A 17,982-nucleotide genomic window follows, 5' to 3' on the forward strand; every position below is an offset into this window, starting at 1 on the left:
ATTGATTGTTTCCTCCTGGCCGCAAATGCTTGTTGAAGAAACACCCTATTCCTCTTACCGCCGCTCTGTTAGCAAGCGGGCAGTTCTGGCCAGCACATTAAGGAGAAGTGGCGAAATGCGCAAACTCACACTTTCAACCGCAGAGACCATCATTTCTGCCGCACAAGAAAAAGCGAAAGAGCTCAATCTCAAGCCGTTGACCGTTGTGGTTCTGGATGCCGGCGGCCATGCCATCGCACTGAAACGCCAGGATGGTTCTTCCATCATGCGTCCTCAAATCGCCACCGGCAAAGCCGTCGGTGCCTTGGCCGTTGGCACCGGCACTCGCTGGCTCAACGCCAATGCGGAAACGCGCCCGCACTTCGTCAACGCTTTGAACGGCGCGTCCGGTGGTGCGATCATTCCAGTTCCCGGTGGCGTTCTGGTGAAAAACGATGAAGGTGAAACACTCGGCGCGGTCGGTATCACCGGCGACACTTCAGAAAACGACGAAGCTTGCGCCGTTGCTGGCATTGAAGCTGTAAAACTGGTCGCCGACTGCGGCTAATCCGCTTTGAAAGAATGCGGCAGCCAGAAAGACTGCCGCATACGGCCGGTTTTTCATCCAGTTAGGATTTGTCGGTCAGCTTGTTGATGGTCTTTTGCATCTCTTCAAGCTGACGTTTCATCTCGTCCAGATCGCTGGTATCTGTCGTTTGAGCCTTTTTCGGTTCGCTGGTTGGCGGCGTTGAGCTGCTTTCGCCGCTCGGGAACGGCATGAACATCTTCATCGCCCGTTCGAACATTTCCGAATTGCGCTTGACCTGATCTTCGATCGCATCGAACGCGGTGGCGCCAAAAGCTTCGCTCATTTGAGAACGTAGTTTTTCCTGTTCCTTGGTCAGCGAGGTCATGGAGTATTCCAGGAAACTCGGCACCAGGCCTTGCATGCTGTCGCCATAAAACCCGATCAGCTGGCGCAAGAAGGAAACGGGAAGGAGGTTCTGGCCTTTGCTTTCCTGCTCAAAAATGATCTGTGTGAGAACGGACCGGGTGATGTCGTCGCCAGACTTGGCGTCATAGACGACGAAGTCTTCCTCCCCCTTCACCATCACCGCCAGATCTTCCAAGGTCACATAGGTGCTGGTGCCGGTATTATAGAGCCGCCGGTTGGCGTATTTCTTGATGATTGTCGGCTCATTGGTCTTGGCCATCAGATGTATCCGCCTTTCGTTCCGCAGCTGCCTATCTGCAGTGGCTGTTTATCATTTGACGACAAGACTTTGCAGACCTGTCATCTCCTCCAACTATGAGACTAAGCCAATCGTATTGCTTCGTGCCAGCCTTTTTATGTGCAGTGACGAAAGGATAATGCCGCAACAGCGAAAACAAGACCGTCATACGGATTATCGCGGTTGACACATTTGGCGGCGCAAGTTCTAGTCCCTTCATTGTCACGGTTCACGCGAATGCCGTGAAAGGTGTCACCCATCCTGGGCCCGACGGCCAGAAGTTTGGAGAGTAATATGAGCGCTTCCACCGACGTCGTTATTGTCAGTGCGACCCGCACACCGGTCGGTTCCTTCAACGGTTCCTTTGCAAATACGCCAGCTCATGAGCTCGGCGCCCACGTTATCAAAGCCGCTCTTGACCAGGCCAAGGTCGATGGCGCAGACGTCGACGAGGTCGTGTTTGGTCAGGTGTTGACCGCAGGCCAGGGCCAAAACCCCGCCCGTCAGGCAGCCATCAACGCCGGCATTCCCGATAGCGCTACCGCTTGGGGGCTCAATCAGGTGTGCGGTTCAGGTCTGCGTACCGTTGCTATCGCAGCGCAGCAGATTCAGACCGGTGATGCGTCCATTATGATCGCCGGTGGTCAGGAAAGCATGTCCTTGTCACCGCACTGCGCACCGATGCGCACCGGCTACAAAATGGGCGACTACAAAATGGTCGACACCATGATCAAGGACGGCCTTTGGGATGCCTTCAACGGCTACCACATGGGTCAGACTGCTGAAAATGTTGCCGAGAAATGGCAAATCACACGCGAACAGCAGGATGAATTTGCTGTTGCCTCTCAAAACAAGGCGGAAGCTGCGCAAAAAGCCGGCAAGTTCAAGGATGAAATCACACCGTTCACAGTGAAAACCCGCAAGGGCGACATTGTGGTCGAGGATGATGAATACATCCGCCATGGTGCCACGCTGGAGAGTATGGCCAAGCTGCGCCCTGCGTTCACCAAAGAGGGCAGCGTCACGGCAGCGAACGCTTCAGGCATTAACGACGGTGCCGCGGCCCTCGTTGTTATGAGTGCTGAAGAAGCCGAAAAGCGCGGGCTCAAGCCGTTGGCACGCATTGCTTCCTGGGCAACCGCTGGTGTTGACCCAACCATCATGGGCTCTGGTCCGATCCCAGCCTCTCAAAAGGCACTGGAAAAGGCCGGCTGGACAGCTGAAGAGCTGGACCTGGTGGAAGCCAACGAAGCCTTCGCGGCCCAAGCCTGCGCAGTCAACAAGGACATGGGTTGGAACCCGGACATCGTCAACGTCAACGGTGGTGCGATTGCGATTGGCCATCCGATCGGCGCGTCTGGCGCCCGCATATTGTGCACGCTCTTGCATGAAATGAACCGCCGCGACGCCAAAAAAGGTCTGGCCACGCTCTGCATCGGCGGCGGCATGGGCGTTGCCATGTGCCTGGAGCGCTAAGTCGAAGGCACTCGGGAATACTGCGGCCGGGCCTGAGGAGGATCGGCCGCAGCGGACATCAAAGTCCGGTTGGAACTTGAAGTACCCACAAAGAGCCCGAAGGGCCCGGAGTTGGAAGTCAGGAGGAATGTGGAATGAGCAAGGTCGCATTGGTAACTGGGGGCACCCGCGGAATTGGTGAAGCAATCTCCCGCGGTTTGAAGGACGCGGGTTATACCGTGGCGGCCACATACGCTGGCAACACTGAAAAAGCGGAAGCGTTTAAGGCTGAGACCGGCATTCACGTCTACAAATGGGATGTTTCCGATCCTGAAGCATGTGCGGCTGGCATTGCCCAAGTTGAAAGTGAACTCGGCCCGGTTGAAGTTCTGGTCAACAACGCCGGTATCACCCGCGACGGCATGTTCCACAAAATGGATTTCGATCAGTGGCGCGCCGTGATGTCTACCAACCTCGACTCCATGTTCACGATGACTCATCCAGTGATCAACGGCATGCGCAGCCGTGGCTCTGGCCGTATCATCAACATTTCTTCGATCAATGGCCAAAAGGGTCAGATGGGTCAGACCAACTATTCGGCCGCCAAGGCCGGTGTGATCGGTTTCACCAAAGCACTTGCCCAGGAAAATGCCTTCAAAGGTATTACCGTCAACTGCGTGTGCCCAGGCTACATCAACACCGACATGGTCGCTGCGATGCCGGAAAAAGTTCTGGAATCCATCGTTTCCGGTATCCCAGTCGGTCGTCTCGGCAAGCCGGAAGAAATCGCACAGACTGTTGTTTACCTGGCATCTGATGCCGCTGGTTTCATGACCGGTGCCGTCATGACCATAAATGGTGGTCAATACGTCGCCAACGGCTAAAGCCAAATAACAGGTGCTTCTTTTGGGAGCGCCACGACTGCTGTCTCGGAGAACCGGCCCGGCTCAAGTCGATTGACCGTTCTTCGAGACACAGCGTCTTGGGATTGTCCAAGCGCTTTCCCTTTCTAGTGATACTGAAAGCCGTTCGGTCGGCTGCTCAGTCTGGGCGCCCCGGAAACATTCTTGTTTCTTCCAGGTAAGGATTCTGGGCTCGGCAGGCCTCAAAATTACCTGGCATAATATCAGCGAAAATCAGCTCAGAAGTGACCGCGGAAGCTTGCGCCAAAAAGGCGCCGTCGGGTGCGGTGATGCAGGATTGGCCTTGATAGGCAAACCGGGCGTCTTTACCGGCGTGGTTGGCATAGGCGACAAAAACCTGGTTTTCAAAGGCGCGTACCGGAATGACATTCTGTGCAATGAAGGCGCCGCCGTCACTTTTTGGCAATGCCGTTGGCACGAGCACAGCTTCCGCGCCGCGGAGCGCTAGATCTCGGACCCTTTCGGGAAACTCCACATCAAAACAAACCAGAAGTCCAAATTTCAGGCCTTCGAATTCTAAAATTGGAGAAGGCTCGGTTCCGCGCGAAAACAGCGATTTTTCGTAATCGCCGTAAAGATGGATCTTGTCGTAGGTGGCGGATTGGCCCTTTGGCGTGAGAAACAGGGCTGAATTAAAAACCTGGTCGTCCCGTTTCAGCGCCAATCCTGCGACCAGTGCACTGTCCGTTTCTGCCGATAGCTGTTTCAGCCATTTTGCGTCCGCGCCATCAGCCTCATTTGCGTAATCAGCGATCGCCGAACCAGCGCCATAACCGGTGATCGCCAGCTCCGGGAGAACGGTGATCCGGCTGCCTTGGGCTGAAGTTTCCCGAACGGCTGTCTCGATGGCGGATTTCCGCTCCTCAATCGAAGTAACCGCGGCGTTCAACTGGGCAATGGCGATTTTCATACCTATTCCCCCTTGCTCCAGGCGCCGAGCAGTTTCGGTAGATCGCCAAAGCGGGCAACCAGACCAAAGACAACAACGGCAACCAGTATGAAGAACACCGAAACAGCGGCCATGGTTGGCGTATAGCCGTAGCGCAACGCATTGAAGACCTTGATTGGGATCGTCTCCAAAGTGAAGCCGACGGTCATGTAAGCCACTATGTATTCGTTCAGCGACAAGACGAAGGCAAAGGCAAATCCGGAGATCACATACGGCCGGATCAGCGGAAAGATCACTGTTTGCATGAGTGTCTTGTCGTCTGCGCCCATGGTCATGCCCGCTTCGATAATCTCCCGGTCGATGGTGGCAAAGCCGAGCGTGATGGTGACCAGCGGTAGGCTGACGAAGAATATCCCGTGGCTGATAACGACAGTCCAAGGCTGGCCGTAAAACCCGGTGGTTGCCCAGAAACTGAGGGCGCCGAGCGCGGTGATGACCGGCGGCAGGATGAAGGGTGAGAACCCGAGCATTTGAACAAACCGTGCCCAGGGCGCGACCCGGCGCCACAAAAACCAGGAGAGCGGCAATGCAATCGCAACGCTGATTGCGGAAGCCGCCGCGGCCACCATGACGGAATTCAGCAAGGCGGACCGCCAGGCCGGATCTGTCAAAACACTCAAATACCAGTCGGCGGACAGGCCTTGTGGCGGGAAGGCCAGTGTCTTTTTGGCGTTGAGCGCCACCCCGGCAATAACAATGACTGGAAGCGCCATGAAAAGTGCCATGGCGGCAAAGAACAGTTTTCCGGCTGATTTGCTCATAGCTCTCCCGCTCCTTTCCGGCCCGAAATCATCACGGACAAACCAACCAGAAGCAGGCTGGCGATTACCAGGAAGACGGCCATGGCTGCGGCGAACGGCATGTTGGACTGGTAAATTGCCTGATCGGTGACCAGGACCGACAGTGTCCAATGCTGCGGCCGTCCCAATATCTGCGGCAGCAAATAGGCGCCGAGCGCAAAAATGAAAACGATAATGAAAGTCGCCAGCAGGGTTTTGCGCATGACCGGCAGGACGACGTTCATGAATGAGCGTAGGGGCGAACAGCCGAGCGTGCGGGCCGCTTCCATCAAAGAGGGGTCCAGCCGCGAGAACGCGGGATAGAGTACCAGAACCGTGTAGGGAAAGGCCTGATAGATGAGACCTGTGAGGACAGCGCCAAAGCCGGGTGCCCAGGCCTCCGGTTTGTCCATCAGGCCGAGCCAGACAAAGAAATTGCTGATGCCGGCGGTGCGGCTCAACAGCGTCGACCAGGCAAACCCGATGATCACTTCTGAGAGGGAAAGAACCCCTAAAAGCGCGATCAGCCACATCACCTGATCGCGGCGGCGGAGCTTGGTCAGCAGATAAGTGAAGGGAACACCGATCAATAGGCAGAAGGCGGAGACGAGCGCTGCCAAACCGAGGGAAAAGGCGAGAACTTCGCCGAAAAACGGTGTCAGAAACCGGGCGTAATTGGCGAAGGTAAAGGCCGGCTCATAAAAGCCGCCTTGAACCCGCTTGAAGACGGAGATAGCGACCATTATGCCGAAGGGGACGACAAAGAACATCCCCAGCATGGCGGCAGGAAAAGCGATTGGTAGATAATCGCTGAGTTTTTGAGGGGGGCTGCGGCGCATCAGTGTGCCCCTTCAGGGCCAAAAACCACACACGCTTCTGGCGGCAGGGTCAGCGATACAGATGTCCCGACATGAAGGTCGCAATGGGATTTTGGCGGGGCCAACGCAATGACCCGGTCGCTGCCGGCATTCAGATGGATTTCTATGGTCGATCCCATTTCCCGGATGAAGACGATGTCGGCTTTGACAGGACCATCTTCACCCTCGGCCACGACGACATCTTCTGGCCGAACGGAAATCAATACCTGGCCACTATAAGGAATATCCAGCCCGGGGATAAGGCCGCCTGAAAAGGCTGCGCCGCCGTCTGCCTTTGTCACCTTGATCAAATTCGCCTGGCCCAGAAAGTCCGCAACAAACGGGCTGGCCGGTCTTTTGTAAGCCTCGATTGGGGACGCCATCTGCTCAACCTTGCCGTTGGACATAACGACGATCTGGTCGGACATGGACATGGCTTCACGCTGGTCGTGGGTGACGACGATGGTGGTGATGCCAAGGCGTTGCTGCAACTGCCTGAGTTCCACCTGCATGGCTTCGCGAAGTTTGGCGTCTAGCGCAGACAGGGGCTCGTCAAGCAGGAAAAGCTGCGGTGAGACCGCAAGGGCCCGGGCAATGGCCACCCGTTGGCGTTGGCCGCCGGAGAGCTGAGTGATCGTCCGGTTTTCGATGCCGGGCAACTGCACCATATCGAGCAACTCGCGTACCCGGGCTTCGCAGTCAGCGCGGTTTGCGCCGCGGATTCTTAAGGGATAGGCGATGTTTTCGCCTATGGTGAGATGTGGGAACAATGCCAGGGACTGGAACACCATGCCAAGATTGCGCTTGTGCGCTGGCGTGTCGTTGATCCGGTCACCCTGCAGGCGGATATCACCGGAGGTCGGGTCCTCCAGGCCTGCGATCATACGCAGGAGCGTTGTTTTTCCGCAGCCGGATGGACCGAGAAGACACACGAACGTGCCGTCGTCGACATTGAGCGAGATACCATCGACAGCGGTCACCGCGCCAAAGCGTTTGGTGATGTCGGCGAGTTGAAGACCGGACATATGTTCTTCCCGAAACGTTCAAAAACTCCGGACCGGAAACGTAATCGCCACCGGCCCGGATAGAGGGCTTAGCCGACGATCAGTTCCGTCCACTTCTGGTTCAACCAGTCGGACTTAGTGGAATAAAGATCATAGCGCGGGATGACCGGATCAATATCGGAGGAAACAGAGGCAAATTCTGCATCGGTCATGTCGAGCGTGTCCCGCTTCAAGGTCGGGGCGGTGCCGACTTTCAAGGACATCAGCTTCTGCATGGACGGCTGTGTCATGAAGTTGATGAACTCATGGGCTTCGTCGCTTTTCTTTGACGCACGCGACAGGGCCCAGCAGCCTGAATCCAGGATGCCGCCTTCTTTCGGGAAGGTGGAGCGGACCGGAAAGCCGTCGGCGGCGGCAAGACCGGTTACGTCGTGATAGTATTGGCCCATCGGGATTTCACCGGATTTGAGCGCCTGTTCAAACTGCGCCTCGTCCCGGTACCACAGACGGACGTTCGGCTTCAGTTCCGCCAGCTTGTCCATCACTTTCAGAATGCCCTCATCCGTGTCGAGGATCTCTGTGCCGCCGAAGAAGGTTTTGGCGGTGACTTCCAGAAGGAAGGAGTTGGAGACGAGCGCCAGAAGACCGAGTTTGTCGGCGTTTGACGGATCCCACATGAAGGCCCAGCTCTCCGGCGCTTTCGGATAACTTTCGGTGTTGGAAACCAGAGTGATGTACCAGGCCACCGCACCAACACCTGCGACCTTGCCGTCGTCATAGCGGTTGATGAACTGCGGCAGCACCTTGTCGGCATCGGCGATCTTGGCGAGATCCAAAGGCGCCCAAAGGTTTGTCGACTGGCCTTTCAGCATGGCGACCTGGGACATCATGGAAAGATCCGCCGGGGCGGCACCAGCACGGGCGGCTTGTTCCAGCTGGACCAGCCAAGCTTCGCCGGTCGGCTCTGCAATGGACTCAACGGCAATGCCGGTCGCCTTTGTGAACTCCGGAAAGATGTGCTTGTCAAAGCTGTCTTTGAAGTAGCCGCCATAAACGCCGACTTTCAAAGAGCGATCTGCGGCCTGCAAAATCGATGGCATGGCCAAGGTGGAGACGCCGGCAAGGCCAGTGGCCAAAACTGAGCGCCTTGAGAGTTTGAACTTCGTTGTGTCAGTCATTTTCAATTCCCCTCGTTGGTTGACCGTTTGCTGCGGTCAGGGACAAGGCGGACAGCCCGTTCTATGCGGGCTTGCCGGCCGTGTGAGCTTTAAATTCCGGTGGCCACGGATGGGCTGAACACCATCAGCGACAGAATTTCGAACAGCATCTGTGCGCCGGCATGTGCGGTGTTTGTGGTTGAGTCATATTGCGGCGCGACCTCCACAACATCGCCGCCGATAAGATTAACGCCTTTTAGTGCCCGTAGGATTTCCTGGGCTTCGCGTGTTGTCAGGCCGCCGATTTCCGGTGTGCCGGTGCCTGGCGCATAGGCTGGATCCAGGCTGTCGATGTCGAAGGAGAGATACACCGTACCGTCGCCGACCTTTTCACGGGCAAGTTCCGCGATTTTCTCGCAGCCGAGCTTGGAGATCTCTTCGGCGTGGATCACGCTCATGCCAGTGTCTTTGGAAAACTCCCAGAGATAGTCGGAAGAGCCCCGGATGCCGATCTGGATTGTGCGGTCTGGGTCCAGCACACCCTCCAGCACAGCCTGACGGAACGGGCCGCCATGATGGAAACGGCTGCCGTCGAAGGGGCCCGAGGTATCACAATGGGCATCGATATGGATCATACCCACTGGTTCATCGCGGCCGAGCGCTTTGAGGATCGGCAGCGAAATCGAATGATCGCCGCCAATTGAGAGCGGTACGACGCCAGCGGCCACGAGTTTTGTAATCGTCGCCTCTATGTCTTCATGGGATTTTACCAAGTCAAAGCGGCTGCGGAACGGCACGTCACCGATGTCTTCAGCGCGCAAGTCCGAACCCGGCATGCATTCCAGCACATGGTTGAACGGGCCGACCCGTTCGATGGCCCGGATCGCGCGCGGGCCAAAGCGGCAACCATTGCGGTTGGTGATGCCAAGATCCATAGGCGCCCCGATCAATGCGACATCGAGATCTGAGATATCCGGATCCGACCAATCAACGGCGCGAAAGGGAAGATCAAGAAAGGTCGGAATGCCGGCATAAGGCGCGACCCGTGTGCCGGACGGGTCAAAAAGCTTGTCCGCCACCGCCTTGAACGTCGGATCATAGATCGTGCTTTCGTTGTCGCCGCCGAATTTGGCGCGAATGGCCGCCAGCTTATCGTTATCCATATCACTCATCTTTCCACTGAACATCGGTAGCGAATGTTGATCCCGAAAGGGCTGCCAACCTCTCCGGGATCCGTTCGATTTCCTTGCGGTTGACATTGGCAAAGGCGAGCCGCAGATGCTGATCCTGGTCAGGTCCGAAATAACTGCCGGGCAGAGCCAGGAGGCCGCAGTCCTTTGCCAGCCGTTCGGCAACTTCCGTTGCCGCTATTCTCGAGAATGGATGCCGTACATAGGCAAAATAGGCGCCGATCTGATCGACCTGCCAGTCGGGCGCCTGCACCATTGCGGCTTGAAATGCTTCGGCCCGTCCGTTGATCTCTGCAGTAATGCCCTTGCGCCAATCACCAAGCGTTGTGATCGCGTTGGGAAGTGCGATCTGCGTGGCCCGCGCCGGGCAAATCTGGATGCAGTCCAGGACTTTGCCAATTTCTTCAAGGATCGGTGCGCCGGCGATCAATGCGCCAAGTCGATGTCCAGGAATGGCGAAGCTTTTTGAAAAGCTGTAGAGGCTGATCACTCTATCCCGCCAGCGTGGGTCGCTGAACAAACCATGCGGCGCATCGCTTTCTACGCGGAAGTCCCGGTAAGTTTCATCGACGATCAGCGTGATGTTCTTGTCATGTGCCAGATCCAGAAAGGCATTGATCACGCCCGGCGGATAGATCGCGCCTGTCGGGTTGTTCGGCGTCACCAGAACGATGGCTTTGACCTTGTCATCAATCAAGGCGGCCGCATGTTCAACGTCTGGAATGAAGCCGGCCTCGGCGGAAAGTGGCAATGGCCGGGCTTCGATGCCCAGCATGTCCAGTGTCATTTTGTGATTGAAATACCAGGGCGCAGGTAAAAGGACCGCATCTCCAGCAGCTGCCAAAGCCAAAACAGATACAAAGAAGGCCTGATTACAGCCGGCTGTGATCGCGACTTCGTCGAAGGCAATAGGGGCTTGGTAGACACTTGCGCATTCTGTTGCAAAAGCAGCGCGCAAAGCGCCATCCCCAAAGATGTTTCCGTATCGGGTTGCTTCGGCGGATTTTGCCGCGTTTGCAATGTGTTCCAAAAACTCGGCAGGGGGCGGGTCGCCGGGCACTGCTTGGGCAAGGTTCAGCGCTGGGCCGTGCTGACCTTGATAGGCGGATAGCCAGTTTGCGGCCTCCGGAATGGGCGGTGTCGCCGTATCAATCAGGTTTTGGTTCAGGCTGTAGGCCGTCACGCTTGCATCCACTTCAATGATCGCTCGCACACCGATTGTGCACGCGCAAAAAATGATCATAGAAACTTCGAAAGCTTGTAAAATAGGATAGTTTCAATCAATACATTGAAAAAATCAAATGTAAGGGAGGGTGCATGCGCCCGTCTGGAAGTGACCTCCGCCTGCTGCAGGTGTTTGATGCTGTTGTCCGTCATGGCGGCTTTTCGGCAGCTGAAGGCGAGCTCAATCTCAGCCAGTCGACGATTTCCAATCACATGGCCGCGCTGGAAGAGCGCTTGGGGGTTGTCTTGTGCCGGCGGGGGCGGGGAGGTTTTCAGCTCACAGAAGAGGGGCGGTCGGTTCATGAGGCCGCTACCCGCCTGAATGCCGCCTTGCACGACTTTTCCGCCGACGTCGGCTCTGTGCAGGGCAAGATCAGTGGTGAGTTGCGTATCGGCGTGTTGGATGCAATTTGCGATGATCCGCAGAACCGTTTGCCGGAAGCGCTTGGCGCTTTTCATGAACTTGCCGGCGATGCCAAGGTATTGCTTGCGCAGGAAGCGGCGCAAGATCTCCAGCAGAAGGTGCGGGACGGCACCTACCATTGTGGCATTGGTGTTGATCTGGCCCCGGTCGAGGGCCTTGACCAAGTGCTGCTGCATACGGAAATGCACAGTCTTTTTTGTGGCCGCGGCCACCCGTTTTTTCACATGCCGGTGGCGGATTTGGTGCGTGAAGAACTGCTGGCGTTGCCTTTTGTTAAACGTGGTTACTGGTGCACGGAAAAATCCCGGCAGAATGTTTTTCGAAATGTGGCTGCGACAGTCCTGCAGATCGAACCGCAGCTCTTGTTGATCCGTTCAGGTCATTATGTCGGGTATCTGCCGGATCATTATGCGGCGCGCTGGTGCGCCAATGGGGAATTGCGCCGATTTGAAGTGCCGGAATTCAGCTATTCAGCCCAGTTTTGTCTGTTTACCGCGCGTGACAACCGAAAATCCACCACGGTCGCCGCGATCACCCAGGCGGTCCGATCTGCCTGGGCCAAAAATGCAGACTGTGATCAGGATGATAAGTCTCAGAAAAAGAAGACGTATTTAGAAAGCGCCTGACCGGAATCTATCCTATTGCGTCTTGTCGTCGGTCGGAAAATGTCATCTACGTCTTGACAAATTGGAACGTTCCAGTTTTTATGGATCAAAATTTGGAACGTTCCAATTATTGTTTTGGAGGAATGCATGCGTTGGGGACTGATAGGCGCGAGCCGGATTGCGTCCAGTTATGTCATTGACGCCATCCGGGCGCAGGCGGGATCGGAAATCCAATCCGTTCTGAGCTCCGATGCGGCGCGTGGCCAAGCCTACGCGCAGGATCATCAGATCCCGGACAGCTATACTGATCTGGATGCCCTGCTCGCCGATGACAGCGTCGACGCGGTTTACATTTCAACCACAAATGAAAAACACCATCCGCAGGCCATGGCAGCGATTGCCGCCGGTAAACATGTCTTGTGCGAAAAACCGCTCGCGATGACCTTAGGCGAAGCTGTTGAGATGGTGCGCGCTGCGGCGGACAAAGACGTGACCTTTGCGACCAATCACCATCTTCGCAATGCCGGTTCCCACCTTGCCATTCGCGATCTGATTGCCTCAGGCCGGATCGGCAAGGTTTTGAGCGCCCGGGTGTTTCATGCAGTCAATCTGCCGGAGCATCTACGCGGTTGGCGGATCAATGATGCCTCTGCTGGCGGTGGCGTTATTCCGGATATCACGGTTCACGATGCTGATACTGTTCGGTTTCATCTGGCTGAAGACCCGGTCGATGTGGTTGCCAAGGCTGGCGTATCCGGCATGGGTGAGGGTGTTGAAGACAGTGTCATGTCGGTCTGGTCCATGCCATCTGGCGTGATGGTTCAGTCCCACGAGAGTTTTACCCATGGATACGCCGGAACCGGGATCGAATTCCACGGAACCGAAGGGTCGATCTTTGCACGCAATGTCATGACCCAGGAGCCTGTCGGCGAGATTCGGCTGGTCGATGCGTCAGGAGAAAGCCAAGTCCCTTACGAGACGCACAATCTTTATCACCGCGCGCTGGGCCTTTTTGCCGGAGCGGCTGCGGGTAAAGGTTTGCCGTCTGCCGATGGCGTCGATGGCGTGAAGTCTTTGGCGGTTGCGCTCGCCGTACGCGAGGCGGCCCGTTCGGGCCAGGCAACCCGCGTCGACTATGGAGGGCTTTGAGCCATGACCTCCAAGATCGTTTCCATGGAAGATGCTGCCGCCCGAATAAAGGATGGCGCGGTTGTCACCGTTTCTTCTTCCTCCGGCCTCGGATGCCCGGACAAGGTGCTGGAAGCCATTGGCGACCGGTTCGACAAAGATGGGCATCCGAGGAACCTGACCACGCTGCATCCGATCGCAGCGGGCGACATGTACGGCATCAAAGGCATCGACCACATCGCCAAGGATGGTCTGCTGTCGACCATCATCGCCGGATCCTATCCCTCCGGGCCGTCTTCAATGCCGATGCCAGATATTTGGAAGATGCTCGTTGAAAACCGTGTCGCGGCCTACAACGTCCCCTCCGGCATTTTGTTCGACATGCACCGCGATGTGGCCGCGCGCCGTCCGGGTGTGATGACCAAAGTAGGCTTGGAAACGTTTGTTGATCCGGTTCTCCAGGGCTGCGCCATGAACGAGGTTGCAGCTGAAAAACCGATTGTCTCCAGGATCGACCTTGGCGGAGAAACCTGGCTGCATTTCCCGAACATCATTCCGGATGTGGCCATTATCCGGGCAACCACGGCGGATGAACGCGGAAATCTTACTTACGAGCATGAAGGCGCCTATTTGGGCGGTCTGGAACAGGCGATTGCAGTTCGCAACCACCGCGGTCTGGTGATTGCCCAAGTCAAACGGATCACGGCTTCCGGTTCGCTTCGGCCGCACGATGTCCGGGTCCCGGGGCACCTGGTTGATCTGATCGTTGTTGATCCTGACCAGCGGCAGACCACGGAAACCGACTATGATCCGGCCATCTCAGGCGAAATCATGCGGCCGTGGGATAGTTTTTCGCTTGCCGACCACAGCGTTGAGAAAATTGTCGCGCGCCGCGCGGCCATGGAACTGAGTGCTGGCCAGACAGCCAATCTCGGCTTTGGTGTGTCGGCGATGGTGCCACGGGTCCTTCTGGAAGCCGGGCAGGAACAGGCCGTCACCTGGGCCATTGAGCAGGGTGCGACCGGTGGCATGCCGCTGACCGGTTTTGCCTTCGGTTGTGCATCCAACGCCGATGCCTATATGCCGTCGCCTCAGCAGTTTACCTATTTCCAGGGCGGAGGTTTTGACGTCTCGTTCCTGTCCTTCCTGGAGATTGATCTTGAAGGCAACGTCAACGTTTCCAAACTCGGCAAGAAACCCTATCTGACAGCAGGCTGCGGCGGGTTTGTCGACATTACAGCCAATGCCAAAAAGATCGTCTTTTCCGGCCTCTTTGAGGCGGGTGCTGGTCTTGAGCTGACCGATGAAGCCTTGCGGGTGAAGGCGCCTGGCAAGTTCACCAAGATGGTCGACAATGTCGAGCACGTGACGTTTTCCGGCCGCCGCGCACGGGAGCTCGGTCAGGAGGTGCTCTACGTTACCGAACGCTGTGTGATCAAACTGACCGAAACCGGCCTGATGGCAACGGAAATCATGCCGGGAGTTGATGCGCAGCGCGACATCGTTGATGCTTCCAAAGGCCGGGTTCGGCTGGCAAACACCTTGACCGAAATGCCGGTAGCGCTCCTTAAAAAAGAAGCCATGGAGTTGCAGCTGTGAGCGGACTTCATTTGATACGCCACGGCAGCATTGCCGAATTGCAGTTGGACAATCCCTCCAAGCTGAATGCCTTCACGGTAGAAATGCTGGAAGCGGTTGAACCGGCTTGTGCCGAAATCGAAAGGGATGCTGCCGTTCAGGCTGTTGTTGTGACAGCTGCAGACAGCAAGGCCTTTTGCGCCGGTGCGGACATCCTGGCTTGGTCGCAATTGGAGCCCTGGGAATTTGCACGCAATTGGGTTCGTTATGGCCATCGCATTTTTGATCGATTGGCACGGCTTTCAAAGCCGAGCATCGCTGCGCTGAACGGACATGCCTTTGGCGGCGGCCTGGAATTTGCGGCCACGGCGGACATTCGGGTGATGGCGCCACAGGCGACCCTCGCTCTCCCGGAAGCTGCTGTCGGGATCGTCCCCGGTTGGTCGGGTACGCAGCGGCTGATCCGCCTGATGGGGGAGCCTCTTGTCAAAGAGATGGCTTTGTTCGGCCGCAGGATCTCCGCTGATCGTGCTCATGCCGCTGGGTTTGTTGCAGAAATCTCCGACGATCCTAAACAAACGGCGTTTGAGATTGCCGAAGGGCTGACGGCAAAGTCGCCATGTTCGATCGAAGTTGCCAAATACATGATCCATGCGGCCGCTGGCGAAGACCGTGGCGCGATGATTGAAGCGCTGGGCGCGGGCATGATCGGCCCAACCGCCGATCGGGGTGAAGGCGTCACAGCCTTTCGCGAAAAACGCAAACCGAATTTTCCTGGAACGTGACCATGAGTGAATTGAACGTCGTTGCCATTTCAAATGCAAAGCTCCCAGACGACCCTTTTGTCGCTCGTCACCTGATCGACGGGGCGTGGAAAGACAGCGCTGAAGGCGAAACTTTCGAACGGGTATCTCCCTCCCATGGTACGGTGGTGACCCGGGCGGCAAAAGGAAACGGTGCAGATGTGGATGCGGCCATTTCCGCAGCGCGCAAGGCATATGATGCGGGAGCTTGGCGAGCCACCACCGGCAAGGACCGGGCAACTTTGTTGCTGAAAGTCGCAGATCTGATTGATCGCGAACGGGATCGGATTGCGTTGCTGGAGACCCTGGAGTCCGGCAAACCGATCAGCCAGGCCCGTGCCGAAATCGAAGGCGCTGCGGATATATGGCGTTTCGCGGCTTCATTGGCCCGAACCATCCACGGGGAAAGCCATAACACTCTGGGCAACGATTTTCTTGGGGTTGTTCTGAAAGAACCGGTTGGCGTGGTGTCGATCATCACCCCCTGGAACTTTCCATTCCTGATCGTTTCCCAGAAACTTCCCTTTGCGCTTGCTGCCGGCTGCACCGCCGTGATCAAGCCCTCCGAAATGACCCCGGCTACCACCGTCATTCTCGGCGAATTGCTGATCGAAGCTGGTTGTCCGGCCGGTGTGGTCAACATTGTGCTGGGATATGGCGATCCGGTCGGGATCGCTATGACCACCGACAAGCGGGTCGACATGGTGACCTTCACCGGGTCGACCGCGGTCGGCAAGGGGATCGTCAAGGCCGCGTCCGAAACATTGAAGAAGGTTTCGCTTGAGCTCGGCGGAAAAAATCCGCAGGTCCTCTTCCCGGATGCGGATCTGGATAGCGCGATCGATGCGATTGTGTTCGGCGTCTATTTCAACGCGGGCGAATGCTGCAATTCCGGCTCCAGAATAATTGTGCACGAGGATATTGCTGAAGAAGTTGTTTCGCGGACAGTTGCCTTGTCTCGGGACGTGCCCTTTGGCGATCCACTGGACCCATCGACCAAAGTCGGGGCGATCATAACGCCGGACCATCAAAAGAAAATCGACACCTATGTGCAGCAGGCCGCAAATCATGGTGCAGACATCCGGCTCGGCGGCGCGGCCCTGGATGTTCCTGGGTTGAAAGGCCAATTTTACCAGCCAACGGTGATTTCCAACGTGACGGGAGAGATGCCGATTGCCCGCGACGAGGTGTTCGGGCCGGTGCTTTCAGTCCTGACCTTCAAGACGTTGGATGAAGCTATCGCACTCGTAAACGATGCAGACTATGGCCTCTCCGCCGGGGTTTGGAGCGAAAACGTCCACACCTGTTTGGAGTTTGCGCGCCGGGCGCAGGCCGGCACGGTTTGGACGAACACCTGGATGGATGGTTTTGCCGAACTGCCTTTCGGCGGCTTGAAAGAGAGCGGCCAAGGCCGGGAGCTTGGAAAATACGGTCTGGACGAGTTCTTGGAAGCCAAAACCGTGACCATGCGGATCGGCAAAACCCGATCGCCTTGGGTGGCGTGATGCCTGGCTTAGTCCGAAATAGAGAACTGTCCTTCGGGTTTCAGGAGAATCTGCATCTCGGACATCGGGGCGCCGGAAATCCTGGCCAGAAGAACCTTGGCCATGGCTCTTCCCGTGGCGCGCAAGTCTTCACGAATGGTCTCGATCCGCGGGCGGAAGTGCTTGGAAATCGGCGACGCCCATTTGGCGACAACGTCAATGTCCGTGCCCGGCGTCAATCCCATGTCGTGCAGATAGGCGAGCGTCACCAGAGTGTTGACTTCACCAACACACACATAGCCGTCCGGCGGATTGGGGCCGGTGTGAAGCTCTCGAAGTTTCGCTGCAATTTCATCCGGATCGCTGTCCAGGTCGACATCGCCCGGAATGGTCAACTCGATCCCATGCGCAATTGCAGCCTGGCGGGCGCCAAAACGCAGGTGTTGACCGAATGTGTACCGTTCATTCGGCATGATAATGCAGACATGCCGCCGGCCCTTTTGGGTGAGGCGCTCGATAGCCATGTGAACGAACATCTCGTTGTCGAAGTCGACAAAGGGATGCGGCGTGGTGAAGTCCGTCCGTCCGTGGGTCGCAAACGGAAAGTCGTGTTCGAGCAGGTAACGAACGCGCTCATCGAAACATTCGGTCCGGGTGAAGACGATGGCATCGGCGAGCGAGTGTTTGCGGATGTGCCGGATCTGTTCAAGCCGGTCGTCGTTCAGGCTGTCGGCGGTGATGTTGATGGCATATCCGGTTCCCGAAAGCCCTTCACTCATGCCGGTGAGAAACTCGGACGTGAAGCTGAGAAACTCATGTTTCGGGTTGAGCAGAAGGCTGATCACCTTGGTCTGACCAGTGCGCAACCTTTGGGCAGCCCGGTTGGGAACATAGCCTTGTTTACGGGCAACATCCGCAACGCGCTTGCGCGTGCCTTCCGCGATCTGCGGATCGTTGGCCAGAGCACGCGACACTGTTGTAACCGCAAAGCCGGCCTCAGCGGCCACGGTCCGCAAAGTCGGGCGCCCCGGTCTATCGATCGCGTTGTCTTCTGGTGTGTCCAAAGTCTTTCGAGACATGCCCGTCTGTTTCAGTTGCTGCCTTGTAATCCAAATTCCGGTTTTAGTCTAATCAGTACTTTTGTAACGTTACAACAAAAAAGTGTGCTGCAGCGCAACAGGCGAGAGACTTTGAAAAAACGCATAAAAACA

General features: G+C 56.7%; 17 protein-coding genes. 8 read left to right on the forward strand and 9 right to left on the reverse strand.

What is annotated here, in order from left to right; all coding sequences use genetic code 11:
• Positions 1–115 precede the first annotated feature (115 nt).
• Positions 116–547 carry a GlcG/HbpS family heme-binding protein gene (locus ACOOFE_RS28010; RefSeq protein ID WP_141184486.1) on the forward strand — a complete coding sequence of 144 codons (432 nt, stop codon included), beginning with the start codon at positions 116–118 and terminating at the stop codon, positions 545–547.
• A gap of 61 nt (positions 548–608) precedes the next feature.
• Here ACOOFE_RS28010 and phaR read toward each other — a convergent pair whose 3' ends face one another.
• Positions 609–1,193 carry a polyhydroxyalkanoate synthesis repressor PhaR gene (phaR, locus tag ACOOFE_RS28015; protein WP_420413053.1) on the reverse strand — a complete coding sequence of 195 codons (585 nt, stop codon included), beginning with the start codon at positions 1,191–1,193 and terminating at the stop codon, positions 609–611.
• 312 nt (positions 1,194–1,505) lie between these two features.
• Between phaR and ACOOFE_RS28020 the strand changes: the two genes are divergently transcribed.
• Positions 1,506–2,687 (forward strand): acetyl-CoA C-acetyltransferase, encoded by a 1,182-nt coding sequence (locus tag ACOOFE_RS28020; protein ID WP_420413054.1) that lies wholly within the window; start codon positions 1,506–1,508, stop codon positions 2,685–2,687.
• Between the two features lie 134 nt (positions 2,688–2,821).
• Positions 2,822–3,550, forward strand: a complete 729-nt coding sequence (gene phbB / locus ACOOFE_RS28025; RefSeq protein WP_141184489.1) for an acetoacetyl-CoA reductase — start codon at positions 2,822–2,824, stop codon at positions 3,548–3,550.
• Between the two features lie 157 nt (positions 3,551–3,707).
• On the opposite strand, the gene ACOOFE_RS28030 is transcribed toward phbB, so the two are convergent.
• From ACOOFE_RS28030 to ACOOFE_RS28060, 7 genes are all read right to left on the reverse strand, one after another.
• Positions 3,708–4,499 (reverse strand): carbon-nitrogen hydrolase family protein, encoded by a 792-nt coding sequence (locus ACOOFE_RS28030; RefSeq protein ID WP_420413055.1) that lies wholly within the window; start codon positions 4,497–4,499, stop codon positions 3,708–3,710.
• Between the two features lie 2 nt (positions 4,500–4,501).
• Positions 4,502–5,299: an ABC transporter permease gene (locus ACOOFE_RS28035; protein ID WP_420413056.1), complete on the reverse strand. Its 798-nt coding sequence runs from the start codon at positions 5,297–5,299 to the stop codon at positions 4,502–4,504.
• Entirely contained in the window at positions 5,296–6,156 is an 861-nt protein-coding gene (locus ACOOFE_RS28040) for an ABC transporter permease (RefSeq protein WP_420413057.1), read from the reverse strand. Before ACOOFE_RS28040 ends, ACOOFE_RS28035 begins: the two co-directional genes overlap by 4 nt.
• Positions 6,156–7,199: an ABC transporter ATP-binding protein gene (locus ACOOFE_RS28045; protein ID WP_420413058.1), complete on the reverse strand. Its 1,044-nt coding sequence runs from the start codon at positions 7,197–7,199 to the stop codon at positions 6,156–6,158. Before ACOOFE_RS28045 ends, ACOOFE_RS28040 begins: the two co-directional genes overlap by 1 nt.
• 68 nt (positions 7,200–7,267) lie before the next feature.
• Positions 7,268–8,356 carry an ABC transporter substrate-binding protein gene (locus ACOOFE_RS28050; RefSeq protein WP_420413059.1) on the reverse strand — a complete coding sequence of 363 codons (1,089 nt, stop codon included), beginning with the start codon at positions 8,354–8,356 and terminating at the stop codon, positions 7,268–7,270.
• Positions 8,357–8,445: 89 nt separating this feature from the next.
• Positions 8,446–9,498, reverse strand: a complete 1,053-nt coding sequence (speB, locus tag ACOOFE_RS28055; protein ID WP_420413060.1) for an agmatinase — start codon at positions 9,496–9,498, stop codon at positions 8,446–8,448.
• Between the two features lies 1 nt (position 9,499).
• On the reverse strand, positions 9,500–10,768 hold the full coding sequence (locus tag ACOOFE_RS28060; protein ID WP_420413061.1) for an aminotransferase: 1,269 nt from the start codon (positions 10,766–10,768) through the stop codon (positions 9,500–9,502).
• A 74-nt stretch (positions 10,769–10,842) separates the two neighbouring features.
• On the opposite strand from ACOOFE_RS28060, the gene ACOOFE_RS28065 reads away from it, so the two are divergent.
• The 5 genes from ACOOFE_RS28065 (at position 10,843) to ACOOFE_RS28085 (ending at position 16,792) form a co-directional block, all read left to right on the forward strand.
• Positions 10,843–11,799 carry a LysR family transcriptional regulator gene (locus ACOOFE_RS28065; RefSeq protein ID WP_420413062.1) on the forward strand — a complete coding sequence of 319 codons (957 nt, stop codon included), beginning with the start codon at positions 10,843–10,845 and terminating at the stop codon, positions 11,797–11,799.
• Positions 11,800–11,925: 126 nt separating this feature from the next.
• Positions 11,926–12,927, forward strand: a complete 1,002-nt coding sequence (locus ACOOFE_RS28070; protein WP_420413063.1) for a Gfo/Idh/MocA family protein — start codon at positions 11,926–11,928, stop codon at positions 12,925–12,927.
• A 3-nt stretch (positions 12,928–12,930) separates the two neighbouring features.
• Positions 12,931–14,505, forward strand: coding sequence for an acyl CoA:acetate/3-ketoacid CoA transferase (locus ACOOFE_RS28075; protein WP_420413064.1), 1,575 nt, complete (start codon positions 12,931–12,933; stop codon positions 14,503–14,505).
• Positions 14,502–15,269, forward strand: a complete 768-nt coding sequence (locus ACOOFE_RS28080) for an enoyl-CoA hydratase/isomerase family protein (protein WP_420413065.1) — start codon at positions 14,502–14,504, stop codon at positions 15,267–15,269. The genes ACOOFE_RS28075 and ACOOFE_RS28080 overlap by 4 nt, the downstream gene beginning before the upstream one ends.
• A 2-nt stretch (positions 15,270–15,271) precedes the next feature.
• Positions 15,272–16,792 carry an aldehyde dehydrogenase family protein gene (locus ACOOFE_RS28085; RefSeq protein WP_420413066.1) on the forward strand — a complete coding sequence of 507 codons (1,521 nt, stop codon included), beginning with the start codon at positions 15,272–15,274 and terminating at the stop codon, positions 16,790–16,792.
• Between the two features lie 8 nt (positions 16,793–16,800).
• Here ACOOFE_RS28085 and ACOOFE_RS28090 read toward each other — a convergent pair whose 3' ends face one another.
• Positions 16,801–17,850, reverse strand: a complete 1,050-nt coding sequence (locus tag ACOOFE_RS28090) for a LacI family transcriptional regulator (protein WP_420413067.1) — start codon at positions 17,848–17,850, stop codon at positions 16,801–16,803.
• Between the last annotated feature and the right edge of the window lie 132 nt (positions 17,851–17,982).

Source organism: Roseibium sp. (assembly GCF_965216085.1).
Taxonomy (GTDB): Bacteria; Pseudomonadota; Alphaproteobacteria; order Rhizobiales; family Stappiaceae; genus Roseibium.